Origin of the sequence: Serinibacter arcticus (assembly GCF_003121705.1) — a bacterium.
Classification (GTDB): domain Bacteria; phylum Actinomycetota; class Actinomycetes; order Actinomycetales; family Beutenbergiaceae; genus Litorihabitans.
The window spans coordinates 726,482-739,728 of the sequence record NZ_PYHR01000002.1; the positions used below are offsets into that span (position 1 = coordinate 726,482).

General features: G+C 69.0%; 9 protein-coding genes and 1 pseudogene. 3 read left to right on the forward strand and 7 right to left on the reverse strand.

What is annotated here, in order from left to right; translation table 11 throughout:
* Positions 1-54: 54 nt before the first annotated feature.
* Complete coding sequence (locus C8046_RS03395) at positions 55-438, reverse strand: RDD family protein (protein WP_146197051.1); 384 nt, start codon at positions 436-438, stop codon at positions 55-57.
* A gap of 174 nt (positions 439-612) precedes the next feature.
* Here C8046_RS03395 and glnA point away from each other — a divergent pair, with 174 nt between their 5' ends.
* Together glnA and C8046_RS18315 are read left to right on the forward strand one after the other, a co-directional pair.
* A complete protein-coding gene (glnA, locus tag C8046_RS03400) occupies positions 613-2,037 on the forward strand; it encodes a type I glutamate--ammonia ligase (protein WP_109228254.1) in 1,425 nt (474 codons plus the stop codon).
* Positions 2,038-2,348: 311 nt separating this feature from the next.
* Entirely contained in the window at positions 2,349-2,525 is a 177-nt protein-coding gene (locus tag C8046_RS18315) for a hypothetical protein (RefSeq protein WP_158277118.1), read from the forward strand.
* A gap of 118 nt (positions 2,526-2,643) precedes the next feature.
* Here the strand turns inward: C8046_RS18315 and C8046_RS03405 are convergent, their stop codons facing one another.
* The 5 genes and pseudogenes from C8046_RS03405 to C8046_RS03425 form a co-directional block, all read right to left on the reverse strand.
* Positions 2,644-3,585, reverse strand: a complete 942-nt coding sequence (locus C8046_RS03405) for a carbohydrate ABC transporter permease (RefSeq protein WP_109228255.1) — start codon at positions 3,583-3,585, stop codon at positions 2,644-2,646.
* Positions 3,585-4,405: pseudogene (locus C8046_RS03410) on the reverse strand (carbohydrate ABC transporter permease). The gene C8046_RS03405 and the pseudogene C8046_RS03410 overlap by 1 nt, the downstream one beginning before the upstream one ends.
* A 198-nt stretch (positions 4,406-4,603) precedes the next feature.
* Positions 4,604-7,345: an RICIN domain-containing protein gene (locus C8046_RS03415; RefSeq protein WP_109228256.1), complete on the reverse strand. Its 2,742-nt coding sequence runs from the start codon at positions 7,343-7,345 to the stop codon at positions 4,604-4,606.
* Between the two features lies 1 nt (position 7,346).
* Complete coding sequence (locus C8046_RS03420) at positions 7,347-8,699, reverse strand: ABC transporter substrate-binding protein (protein ID WP_109228257.1); 1,353 nt, start codon at positions 8,697-8,699, stop codon at positions 7,347-7,349.
* A gap of 54 nt (positions 8,700-8,753) precedes the next feature.
* Positions 8,754-10,877, reverse strand: a complete 2,124-nt coding sequence (locus tag C8046_RS03425) for a beta-galactosidase (RefSeq protein WP_109228258.1) — start codon at positions 10,875-10,877, stop codon at positions 8,754-8,756.
* Between the two features lie 192 nt (positions 10,878-11,069).
* On the opposite strand from C8046_RS03425, the gene C8046_RS03430 reads away from it, so the two are divergent.
* On the forward strand, positions 11,070-12,101 hold the full coding sequence (locus C8046_RS03430; protein ID WP_109228259.1) for a LacI family DNA-binding transcriptional regulator: 1,032 nt from the start codon (positions 11,070-11,072) through the stop codon (positions 12,099-12,101).
* A gap of 697 nt (positions 12,102-12,798) precedes the next feature.
* On the opposite strand, the gene C8046_RS03435 is transcribed toward C8046_RS03430, so the two are convergent.
* A complete protein-coding gene (locus C8046_RS03435; protein ID WP_109228260.1) occupies positions 12,799-13,236 on the reverse strand; it encodes a nuclear transport factor 2 family protein in 438 nt (145 codons plus the stop codon).
* Positions 13,237-13,247 lie beyond the last annotated feature (11 nt).

Below are 13,247 nucleotides of genomic sequence, written 5' to 3' on the forward strand. Positions count from 1 at the left end.
CCTGAGGCCGAGGTCCCGGGGACTTCCGTCCCGGGGACCTCCGCCCCAGGGAGATCAGGAGAGGTGGAACCGGTCGATGCGGGTGCCGGCGGCGAGGTCGTGCAGGCCACGACCGTCGGGTCCCGGGATCACGGCGGGCAGCGCGAGGCACACCAGCAGGGTTCGGACGAGCGTCTGCAGCGGACGGGGCGGGCTCCCGCCGTCGAGGATCCGGTAGACGCGCAGGCCGAGCAGGCGGTGACCGATGGTGAAGCCGACCGTGCCGACGAGCAGGAGCGTCATCGCGGCGAAGATGCCGAGCGTGACGAGCGGTTCGTAGTCGAAGAAGCCGGCGCTGATCGCGACGGCGATGCCCCAGTCGATCGCCAGCGCCAGGAGGCGGCGTCCCCAGTGCTGCGGACGCGTCTCAGTCACTGGGTGGTCAGGTGCGGAGGTCACCGAATGATCGTACGGTCAGGGTGGACGAGGGCTCTGCCGTCCGTGATCCACCCGGCCACCCCCGAGGTCGGGGCTGCGCCGTGCGTAACCTGCTCGACACACAAGGGTCACGGGGGTGTCATCGGCCTGCCCTAGCGTTCACACGACCCCGGGAACTACCCACGAAGGAGCCCCATGTTCAGTTCTGCCGAGGAGGCCATCGCCTTCACGCGCGAGCAGGATGTCAAGTTCATCGATGTCCGGTTCATCGATCTGCCTGGCGTGCAGCAGCACTTCAACATCCCCGCCGAGGCGTTCAACGACGACGCGTTCACCGAGGGCCTGATGTTCGACGGTTCGTCGATCCGCGGCTTCCAGGCGATCCACGAGTCCGACATGAAGCTCATCCCGGACGTGACGAGCGCCTTCATCGACCCGTTCCGCAAGCAGAAGACGCTGGTCGTCTACTTCTCGGTGGTCAACCCCTTCACGGACGAGCCCTACTCCCGTGACCCCCGCCAGATCGCCTCGAAGGCGGAGGCGTACCTGAAGTCGACCGGCATCGCCGACACCGTCTACTTCGGCGCCGAGGCCGAGTTCTACCTCTTCGACAGCATCCGCTACGAGTCCTCCCCGCAGGCGAGCTACTACCACCTCGACTCCGTCGAGGCCGCGTGGAACACGGGCCGCGAGGAGGAGGGTGGCAACCTCGGGTACAAGACCCGCTTCAAGGGCGGCTACTTCCCCCTCTCCCCGAGCGACAAGTTCGCCGACCTCCGTGACGACATGGTCACGACGCTGGGTCAGGTCGGGCTCGAGGTCGAGCGCGCGCACCACGAGGTCGGCACCGCCGGCCAGCAGGAGATCAACTACCGGTTCGCGTCGCTGCGCACCGCGGCCGACGACCTGATGAAGTTCAAGTACGTCATCAAGAACGTCGCCTACGAGGCCGGCAAGACGGCCACGTTCATGCCGAAGCCCCTGTTCCAGGACAACGGCTCGGGCATGCACTCGCACCAGAGCCTCTGGAAGGACGGCAAGCCGCTGTTCTTCGACGAGGCCGGCTACGGCGGCCTGTCCGACCTGGCCCGCTGGTACATCGGTGGCCTGCTGCACCACGCGCCGTCGCTGCTGGCGTTCACCAACCCGTCGGTGAACTCCTTCCGCCGTCTGGTCCCGGGCTACGAGGCGCCGGTCAACCTGGTCTACTCGGCCCGCAACCGCTCGGCCTGCATCCGCATCCCGATCACGGGCAACTCCCCCAAGGCCAAGCGCGTGGAGTTCCGCGTGCCCGACCCGTCGGCGAACCCGTACCTCGCGTTCTCCGCGATGCTGATGGCCGGCATCGACGGCATCAAGAACCGGATCGAGCCGCCGGACCCGGTCGACAAGGACCTGTACGAGCTGCCCCCCGAGGAGCACGCCTCGATCCAGCAGGTCCCGGGCTCCCTGCCCGCCGTCCTCGACGCGCTCGAGGCCGACCACGACTACCTCACCGAGGGCGACGTCTTCACGCCGGACCTCATCGAGACGTGGATCGACTACAAGCGCACCCGCGAGGTCGACCCGGTGCAGCTGCGCCCGACGCCGCACGAGTTCGAGCTGTACTACGACGTCTGATCGTCGCGGGGGCATGAGCCTCTGACTGCAGTGACGGCAACCCCGTCGCCCTCCGGGCGGCGGGGTTGCCGTCGTTCTGCCACACGTTCCGGGTCGTGTCTGCGCGATCGGTGCCCCCTCGGACGGTCCCGGTCATGAATCCGCGGACCACCCCGTTGCCAGCGGTCGACCTGACGGACTCGATCTGAACCCTCGAGCACCTTGCCCAGGCACTGCGCCTGGGAGAGCGAGCCACCCGCAGCCTCGTCGCTGGCGTCGGCTTCCCCGCCCCGTTCCGCCTCACCTCCTTACGCACCGCCCGGCTGTACTGGATGAGGCAGGATCTGCTGGACTACTTCGCCTCACTGCGGGGACGGATGCCGGTCCCCGAGGCGCCGCTGGAGCAGCAATCTCCGGCCCTGCCGACCAGCCGGTTCGGCCCGACGGAAGAGTCGGCCGCCCTGGCCGAGCTCGCCACCTTGCCGGTAACCGGATGGGGCGAGCGATGACCACGCCCCGGGCCCACGGACGACTCATCGGCGAGCACGTCACCATGCCAGCTGATCTGCGGGGTCCGCGATACGCCGACGCCCTCTGCCGACGAACTCGACACTTTCCCCAGTGCCGTTACTCCTTGACGGAGCCGGCGGCGAGGCCGGACTGCCAGAAGCGTTGGAGGAAGAGGAAGGCGATGATCAGGGGGATGATCGTCAGGAGGGAGCCGGTGATGACGAGGTCGAAGATGGCTTGGCCGCCGACGGTGGAGGCCTGGGCGTTCCACGCGTTCAGACCGATCGTCAACGGGTACCAGGCGGGGTCCTTCAGCATGATCAGCGGGAGGAAGTAGTTGTTCCACGTCGCCACGGTCGTGAACAGCAGGACCGTGACCGTCCCCGGCGCCAGGAGCGGCAGAGCGACCTGCCAGAACGTGCGGAACTCACTCGACCCGTCCATGCGGGCGGCTTCCATCAGCTCGGTGGGGACGGCCTGGGTGGTGAAGGTCCACATCAGGTAGAGCCCGAACGGGGAGATCAGCGAGGGGATGATGACCGACCAGGGCGTGTTGGTCAGGCCCATCTGGGAGAACATCAAGAACGTCGGGACCGCCAGCGCCGTCCCGGGCACCGCCACGGCGCCGATCACGATCGCGAAGATCGCTTTCTTGCCGGGGAAGGTGAACTTCGCCAGACCGTAGCCGCCCAGGATCGCCAGCAGCGTCGCACCACCGGCGCCCAGGACCACGTACATGAGCGTGTTCGCGAGCCAGCGCAGGAAGATCCCGTCGTTGTAGGCCAGCGTGTTGGCGATGTTGTCCAGCAGGGCGAAGGAGTCCCCGAAGGAGAACCCGAACGTGGACAGCAGATCCGGCTGCGTCTTCGTCGCACTGATCAGCAGCCACGCCAGCGGCAGCAGCGCGTACAGCAGCACGATCGCGGTCAACACCGTCAGCAGGACGTTCCGGCGGGGCTTGTCGTTGCTGTGAGCCTTGCGGGACCGCAGCCGCGGACCCGCGGAGCGGGACTTGGTGGTGGAGACGCCCACGGTCGTGGTGGGGGTGGTGGTGGTCATCAGGCGTCCTTCCGCATGCCGCGCAGCTGGACGACGTAGGCGATGACCATGGTGAAGATCCCCATGATGATCGCTACCGCAGCGGCGTAGTTGTACTGCTGACCGGCGAAGGACAGGTTGTAGGCGTACAGGTTCGGGGTGAAGTAGGTGGTGATCGCGTTCGGCGCCAGCTTCTGCAGGATCGAGGGTTCGTTGAAGAGCTGGAAGGACCCGATGATCGAGAAGATCAGCGCGACCGCGATCGAGCCCTGGATCGCGGGCATCTTGATGTGACGGATCACGTGATGCTGCCGCGCCCCGTCCAGCTCGGCCGCCTCGTACAGCGAGACCGGGATCGTGCGGAGGCTGGAGTAGAAGATCAGCATGTTGTAGCCCACGAACGACCACGTCACGATGTTCCCGATCGCCAGCAGCACCCACTCCGGCCCCAACGGGTTGGGGATGCTCCACCCGAAGAAGTCGTTGATGTAACCCACCAGCCCGAACCTCGGCCCGTACATGAACCCCCACATCAGAGCCGCGACCACCGCCGGCACCGCGTACGGCATGAACACACTGATGCGGAAGAAGTCCTTCCCGTACAGGCGGCCCGAGTCCACCGCCAGGGCCACGAGCATCGCGATCCCCAACATGATCGGAACCTGCACCACCAGGAACAGGCTCACCCGGCCCACACCGTTCCAGAACTGCGCATCACCGAACGCCCGGACGTAGTTGTCCAACCCCACGAACACCGTCCCCCCACCAGCTGGGAACGGAACAGGGAGATGTACAGGGAGTAGGCCAACGGTGCGATGAACACCAACGTGAACACCGCCATGAACGGCCCCACAAAACCCCACCCACCCCACGCCACCCGCGGACGACGTGGACGCGCTGAGCCTCCGACGCGACCGGTGGCCGCATCGAGCGTGGGTGGAGCTGGTGCGATGGTCACGTCGTCGTCCTCTGCCTGTCGAGATGGTCCGGGGCCTGCCGTGGTGCGCCCGCTGAGGGGCGCACCACGGCGAGGTGCGTGCTACTCCGCCAGGTGGGCGAAGCGGTAGAGGAACGCCGCCATGGCGTCCCGGTTGATCGGGACGAGGGGCTGGAACAGGGACGTCCCGTCGTTGCCCTTCCACCCGGTCGCGATCTCCTCGTGAGCGAGCCAGGAGATCTCCGCGTAGTACTGGTTGTCCGTGGCCACGTCGACGAACGGCGAGGTCTCCGGCGCCTCGAAGGCGGGCGAACCGGCCGCGCGGTAGAGGAACGCCGCCATTGCGTCGCGGTTGATCGGGCTGAGCGGACGGAACTCCCGCTCCCCGCTCGCCGTGACCCACCCCGTGGTGATCTCCTGCTCGGCCAGCCAGGCGATCTCGTCGTAGAACAGGTCGTCCGTGGCCACGTCGACGAACGGCGAGGTCTTCGGCGCCTGGAACTCGGGCGAGCCTGCCTCGCGGTAGAGGAACGCCGCCATCGCGTCACGGTTGATCGGGCTGAGCGGACGGAACTCCCGCTCCCCCGAACCCGTGACCCATCCTGTGGAGATCCCCTGCTGCGCGAGCCAGCTGATCTCGAACGAGAACTGCGTGCTCGGGGTGACGTCGACGAAGCTGATCGTCTCGTCACCCTCGATCGTGACCTCGTCCCAGATCGTCGCCGTCCGCTCGAAGACCACGGCGAGCCGGACCGCCGTCCCGGGCTCGAGGTCGCTCGGGAGCGTGATGCTGCCGCGCTGCTCGCCGTCGAACGCCACCGCTCCCAGCGGGACGGTGTCGTCCCCGACGATCACGTAGACCTCACCCTCGACGTCCGCGTTGCGCGGCAGCCCCGTCGGGGTGAACCGGGCGGCGTCGAGCTCGATCGCCGCCCCGGCGTCGACCGTGGTCGGCACGACGAGATCGGCGTCCGCCCGGGCCGGCGTGAGGTCGGTGGCCGACGGTGCACGGCGCACCAGCTGCCAGTCCTGGGTGCCGTCGGTGGTGGCGTTCTGGATCGTCACCGGGGCGTCGGGCGCCGAGCCCGTGAGGTAGCGGCCGCTGTTCGAGGCGACCTGCAGGCGGACGTGGCCCTCCTCGCCGTCGACCAGTCGCCACGAGCCGCCGACTGAGTCGTCGACCCACTGACCGACGCGCTGGCCGACGCTCGGGTTGCCGGTCCAGATGGCCGCGGCGCGACCGCCGGCGGCATTGAGGAGCGTCACCGCGCCGCCCGGCTTGGTCACCGGACGCCAGTACTGCGTGTCGGGAACGGTGGCCGAGCCGGCGGCCTCGAGCTGCACGTCCGGCTCGTCGAAGGAGCCGAGGTTGGCGTCGTTGACCGAGTCGCCCGTGCCGAGCACCTGACCGGTCGCACGGTTCACGAGCTGGTAGTAGGCGCCGTCGGAGTCACCGATGTCGACGTGCGCGAACCGGAGCACGGCCGAGCTGGTCGGGCCGCCCCACGTGCCCTGGAGGATGAGCAGCTGACCGGTGCCCTCGACGTACTGGAGGTTGCGGCTGTAGCCCGAGCCGAGGGTGGTCTGGTATTCGACCCACCGGCCGTCGCTCCGGCCGGACTCGTTCACCCAGATGCTGCCGCTGCCGGACGCGTTGTAGACCAGACGGCCGTCCTCGAGGTGCAGGAGGACCGGGCTGCCGCCCATCGCGAGCGTGCGCGATCCCGGGGCGACCGGGAGCTGGTTGACACCGAGCCCCACGTCGCTCGGCGCCGAGCCGAACTCGCGCGGATCGTCGGCGATCTTGAACCGGGTGTTGGCCCCACCACCGAAGTACTCGAAGGTCATCAGCCACTTGCCGTCGGTCGTCGGGACGACCGTGGTCATGCCGGGACGGCCGCCACCGATCTGCGACGTGCCCGCGACGTCCTCGGTCAGACCGGCGACGTCGATCACCGGCTCGCTCCACGGCGCGGCGGTGCCGTCCCACGTGCGGTGGACGAGCACCTGGCCGTGGGAGTCCGTGGCGGTGTCGTTCGCCGGGTTGATCACCGGCACGCCCGTCGTCGGGTCCACCGAGAGGTAGTCGTTCTCGTCGGAGTAGTACACGATCAGCTCGCCGTCGTGCACCATCAGGTGCGGCTCCCAGAGCGGGTCGACCTGGCGGTGGAGGTTCGCGGTCGAGACGTTGGAGCCGGTCGCGCCGGCGCTGCCGCCCTGCCACCCGCCCTCCGCCACGATGTGCTCGAAGGCCCACGTGGCGCCGTCGTCGGTGCTGGAGTACAGCGCGATCGCGAGGTTCTCGCGGTCACCGTCGTTGTTCGGGACCCACGAGGGGTCGGCGGCCTTGCGCTCGGTGTAGTACCGGTCCTCGCCGGAGACGATCGAGGACAGCAGGAGCGTCCCCTCCTCGAGGTCGCCGACGGTCTCGGGGAGCACGTAGAGGTTCGGGTTGGTCCAGTTGCTCGTGTATTGCGCGACCTCGGGGTCGTCGGACAGGTACGCCGGGGCGGGGACCTCAGCCAGCGGGGCCCACGTGTCGCCGTAGTCGTCCGAGGCGTAGATCGGCAGCGTCAGGCCGGTGGCCCCGCCCGAGGCGGGGACCACGGTCGCCCGCTCGAAGGAGGCGACCAGGCGACCGTTCGGCAGCTGCGTCGATTTCGGGTAGACGGCGCAGTTGCCGCGGCCCTTGAGGCAGTCGGCGGTGTCGGGCAGTTGGTAGAGCGTGCCTCCCGTCGGCGTGTAGGCCGCCGCGCTGACGGCGGTCGTGGCCGCGAGGGCGATCGCCGCGACGACGGCGGACGTGCGTGCGAGGACGCGGGTGCGGGTCTGCGTGCGCGGCATCTCAGTTGCCTTCCTCGACGGTGAAGCCCTGCTCGTTGCCGTAGCTCACGATGCTCTGCTGCCAGTCCGTGAGACCGAGGTTGAGGTCCGCGTCGCTCGTGTAGGAGCTTCCGACGGTGTCCCCGAAGATGCTGTTGGCGTAGACCTGGAACGGCAGGTACTGCCAGCCCGAGGCGACGTTGTCCGAGGCCTCGACGAGGACCTTGTTGACCTCCTGGCCGCGGAAGTACTCCGGCGCCCAGGCCAGGAACTCCTCGTCGTTCAGGTCGGCGGTGGTGGCGGGGAACCCGCCACCCTCGAGGAAGACCTCGACGCCGTCGCCGTTGTTCAGCCAGCGCAGGAACGCGGCGGCCAGCGCGGGGCTGTCGGTCTGCTTGATCACGGACTGGGCGCTGCCGCCGTTCTCGGCGGTCTCGGTGGCCCCGTCGTAGCTCGGGACGGGGGCGACCTGCCAGTCTCCGGCGCCGTCGGGCACGGAGGCCTCCATCATCCCGGGCATCCAGGCGCCCGTGATGATCGTGGCGATCGAGCCGTCGTTCAGGCTGCGGTACCAGTCGTCGCTCCAGGTGGGCACGTCGGACAGGAGGCCCGGCTGGAGGAGCTGGTTCCACATGTCGGCCCAGCGCTGCGTGCCCTCGTCCTGCAGGTCCACGGTGACCGTGTCGCCCTCGACCTGGTAGGGGCGGCCGCCGGCCTGCCAGATGAGCGGCTGCGCGAAGCCGGGGTCACCGCCGTCGGAGGTGATGTAGCGGCTCGGGTCGGCGGCGTGCAGCGCCTCGCCCGCGGCGACGTACTCGTCCCACGTCGCCGGGACGTCGAGCCCGAACTTCTCGAACACGGCGGCGTTGTAGAGCATGACGAGCGGCCCCGAGTCCTGGGGCAGGCCGAAGATGCCGCCGCCCTGGCTGACCGACTCCCAGGTGGAGGCGGTGTAGTCGTCCTCGAGGTCACCGAAGCCGTAGGGCGTCAGGTCGAGCAGACCGTCGGTGAGGGAGAACTGCTGGATCGCGTAGTACTCGATCTGCGCGACGTCAGGGGCGCCGCTGCCGGCCTGGATGGCGTTCTGCAGCGTCGTGTACTGGTCGGTGGCGGTCCCGGCGTTGACCACCTCGACGGTGACGTTCGGGTGCTCGGCCATGAACGCCTCGGCCTGAGCCTCGCCGGCGGGGGTCCACGTCCAGTAGGTGAGCTCTCCGCCCTCCTCGAGGGCGGCGTCGAGTGCCTCGGCGGAGGCGTCGCCGCCACCGGCGTCGCCGTCGGAACCGCCGGGGCTGCAGGCGGCGAGGGTGAGGCCGACCGCGGCCGCGAGGGTGGCTGCTGCGACCCTGCGGCGAGCGTGGGATGTCGTGGTCACTGGTGCTCCTAGTTCACATCGTTGTGCGGGATGGGGTGGGACGGAAGATGCGGCTCAGGGGTGGGAGCCGGGGCCCACCAGGACGCGAACGTCCCAGGGGGCGAGGACGAGGGGCTGCGCGGGGTCGCACCGCTCCCCCGAGATCGCGTCGACGAGGTCGGCCTCGGGACGCAGGGCGAGGCTCTGCGCCTCCCACGACCAGCCGAAGACGAACCAGAGGCGTTCACCCCGGGCGTTCGCGCCGGACGTGACGGTCACGGAGGCGGGCGGGTCGAGGAGGAGCTGGTCGACGAGCGCCGCCGGGGAGGCCCAGCGCACGAGCGCCGCCGCGGCCGCCGGGTCCGGGACGAAGCCGACGGTCGTGACCCGCCCGGAACCGTGCGCGTTCGTGGTGATCGCGGCGAAGTCGCCGAACCGGGGGTGGGCGTAGGTGGCGAGCGTCTCGCCGGTGTCCGGCCGGAGGCCGTCGACCCACAGGCGGGCGCGGCCACCGGCCGGGAGGGTGAGCGCGTCGCCGGTGGCGAGCAGCTCGATGTCGTCCTCCAGGTTGGAGTACTCCTCGTAGCTGACGCCGGCCGCCTCGGTGAGCCGGGGAGGGCTGACCGCCACCCGGGCGCGGGCCTCGTGGTCGGCGTAGCCGGTCCGGGGACCGAGCACCAGGTGGCCGCCGAGGGCCGCGTACTCGCGGAGCAGGTCGAGCTCGGCGTCGGTCGCGACGTACGCGCCCGCCGCGATCAGCACGGGGAAGCGGGTAACGAGCGCCTCGGCACCGAGCGCCAGCGCCTGCTCGAGATGGAGGATACGAGCCTGCCGGCCGGCGTCGACGACCCCGCGGTAGAACGGGTCGACGATGTGCTCGTAGGACTCCTCGTCCCCGGCGCCGTCGACCGCGAACGGGGGCATGAACTGCAGGCCGTAGCGGCTCGGCACGGACCAGAGGACGGCCACGTCGGCGTCGGGCTCGAAGCCCTCCGTGCGCGGTCCGACGGCGGCCAGCTGGCTCCCGAGCTCGCTCACCTCGCCGTACACCCGGCCGGGCACGAGGCTGTGCGGCAGCACGCCGCCCCAGTAGGTCTCGGCGCCGTAGGGCAGCGTGTGCCAGTGCCAGTACTCGATCGTGGAGGCGCCGCGCGAGATGAAGGCGAACGCCGCCTGGCGCAGCTGGCCCGGGTAGGGCGGGAAGCTGTGGGAGGAGTCGTCGATGGCCTGCGCGTTGGTCTCGGTGACGAGGTAGCGGGCCTGCTTGGAGGAGAACAGACGGTCGGCCTGCCGCAGCAGCCCGGCCACGCCGGTGGTCGTCCAGTAGTTCAGCTGCGAGCGCTCGACGCCGTGCTCGAGCCGGTCCTGCATGCCGTAGTACGGGTTGCCTGCCGTGACGTCGAGCGCCTCGAACACCTCGCGGTCGTCGACGCCGCGGCGCGGGTACTGCAGGCAAGTCATCACGAACTGGTCGTCCGTGGAGTACTCGCGGACGATCCCGGCCTGCCACGCGATGAACTCGGTGGTCTGCTGCGCCTGGAAGCGGCGCCACGCGAGGTCGTACTGCGGGAAGGAGTTGCCGTCCGGACGCCACAGCTCGGAGAAGTCCGCGATCCGGTGCGACCAGTAGGTCAGGCCCCACTCGCGGTTCAGCGTCTCGGCGTCGCCGTAGGTCGCCCTGAGGTGGCGCACGAACCGCGTGAAGACACCGTGGTTGTGGAAGAGCTCGAGGCCCGGCTCGTTGTCGACCTGGAAGCCGATGACGGCGGGGTGCTCGGCGTACCGGGCGACCACCTTGCGGATCACCCGCTCGGCGTGGAAGCGGAACGCCGGGTGGGTGTAGTCGACCTCCTGGCGGGCGCCCCACGGGATCCGCTCCCCCGTGCGTCGCTCCCCGGCGATCTCCGGGTAGCTGACCTGGAGCCACGGCGGCACGGCGTAGGTGGGGGTCCCGAGGATGACGGCGAGGCCCCGCTCGTGCGCGGCGTCCAGCACCGGGGCCAGCCACTCGAGGTCGAAGACGCCGTCGGACGGCTCCCAGGTGGACCACACGGACTCGCCCACCCGGATCAGCGTGATGCCGGCCTCGACCATGAGGTCCAGGTCGAGGTGCAGGCGGTCGGTCTGGTGGTACTCGGGGTAGTAGGCGACCCCGAGGTGGATCCCGGGGGAGGCGGTGGTCTGCGTCGTCGTCGACATGCTGCGAGCTCCGTGGTCGTGGCGGGTGCTGCGAAGCACCGTACGCCAGGACGTTACCGGAAACAAGTGACCGGAAACATTGCGCGGCCGCAACGATGTTGTCGCTAACATGCCGCGACGTGTGAGAGCCGTCTAGGATGAGCCGGGAGAGCCGGGAGAGAGCCACCCGGCCCGAGCGAGGAGCAGGGCCTCATGACGACGGAGTCGACGCGCGGGACCCGGAAGCCGGCGACGATCTACGACATCGCGCGCGAGGCCGGCGTCTCCCACCAGACCGTGAGCCGCTACATCCGTGGATACGCCGGCATCATGCCCGCCACTCGCGAGAAGGTTGCGCAGGCGATCCAGACTCTTGACTACCGCCCCAACCTCACGGCTCGTTCGCTTACCACCGGACGGTCTCACCGCATCGGAGCGCTCACCCACGAGCTGGGCCAGGTGGGGCCGAGTCACATCGTGCAAGGAGCGAGCGACGCCGCTCGGGAAGCCGGCTACCTGCTCGACATCGTCGCTCTGGACGCTAGCGATCCCGCCGCCATTCAGAGCGCCCTCACCCTTCTCATGCAGCACGATCTCGCGGGGATTCTCGCTCTCGTCTCCACCGACGAGATGCGCCGCGCCTTCGACCGAACTCAATTTGTCGTACCTGCCGTTGTCGCGGGCGAGTCGGACGAGAGCGTCGCGGCAACCCGGTCGCAGCTCACCGCGGTCGGAGTTCCCGCACTGCTCACACACCTCGCCGAGCTCGGCCACCGCCAGGTGATCCACATCGCGGGACCCGATGCCTGGTCTGCCGCCAGGAACCGCTCACGAGCCTTCGAGGCCGCTGCCGAGACCCTCGGTGTGACGATCGTGCGCACGGTCCAGGGAGACTGGTCAGCATCCTCGGGCTACGAGGCGATCATCGGACTGGATCCCGCGACGATCCCGACGGCGCTCGTGGCGGCGAACGACCAGATGGCACTCGGAGCCATGCTGGCACTTAGCGAGCACGGACTGCGCGTGCCCGAAGATGTGAGCGTCACCGGCATCGACGACATTCCCGAAGCCGCCTATCTCAACCCTCCCCTGACGACCCTTCGGCTCGACTTCCACGCCGACGGCGCCGAGGCCGTCACCCGACTCGTCGACACGATCGAAGGCCGGGAGACCCGAGCGCCGCACGGCCTGGTGTCAGAGCTCGTCCTGCGTCGATCCACGGCACCCTCGAAAACCAGGAACTAGCCGAAACTGTCGCGTAGTCACGGGTCTCGGTCCCGCCAGGCGGCCTGCTTCTTCCTCAGCTGCCGCCGGATGAGCACCGTTGGGGCGGAAACGATGCGCACCGGACCGACACGGGGCGCGACCTGGGCGCCGGTCTTCGTCTACGACCGCATCCATGACACCGCAGCCCTGACGCAGCTGCGCGATCTGGCACAGGCCGGTGTTCTCACGCTCCGCGCCGCTGGGACTACTCCATCGAGCAGGTCGCCGAGGCACACCGACGCGTAGAGAGAGGCGGGCTGCGGGGACGACCCGTGCTGATGTTCTGACGAACGGACGGGGAAGCTCCCGGCCACAGCTTTCATCGACCGAGGGGTGGAGCGGACCCGACAGGCGCTCAGAGCATCTACAGTCCCGCCGCTCTCGACCCTGGGCGCAAAAGCTGCGAATTGGGTTGTCCGGAGTGCACCTCTGCGCGGCCCGGCGGCGGTTCGATGATCCGCAGAACCCTAGGAGAGGCAGAGACCTCTCTGCCTGTCTTCTCACACGACGTCAGGGCCGTTCACCTCCTGAGGCGGGTGGCGCCGTCGTCGTTGTTCCGCCTGTCGTTGGCACCTCTTTCGATGACGATCGTCAGGTCGATGTCTGAGCGCATCTCAGCATCCCGAATGGGCCACCTCTTGAGGTTGCGCTGGGGGTGACGCGCCAGCTGCTGCGTTCATGGGAGTACCTCGACCCGTCGGGTGCTTGTGATCTTTTCGAGGTGCCGGGTGTCGAGGTACTCCTTGAGCGAGTGGATTCGGCCGGCCCTGACGTGGAAGAGGAAGAGGATGTGGTTGTCGTAGCGGTGTCCGTTGACGGCCTGGGCGGTGGGGTGGATCTCGACCGCGGCCCGGTCGCCGTCGGCCAGGATGTCGCCAACGGTGAGGTCGTGCGGAACGGCGATGGCCGAAGCGACGGTGTGCATCAGGGCAGCGATCTCGGCCTTGGGGTGGGTGCTCAGGAGGGTGAACCCGTCGGTTTCGCCCATGATCTGCCAGGTTCCGTCCTCGTGGAACAGATCAAGCAGGGCCTGGGTGTCCCCCTCGAGCATGTGTTGAAGAAACTTCTTGGCGGTGGCGCGAGAGCTTGCGGTGTCCGGGGTGTCAGTGGTCATGACGGTGCTCC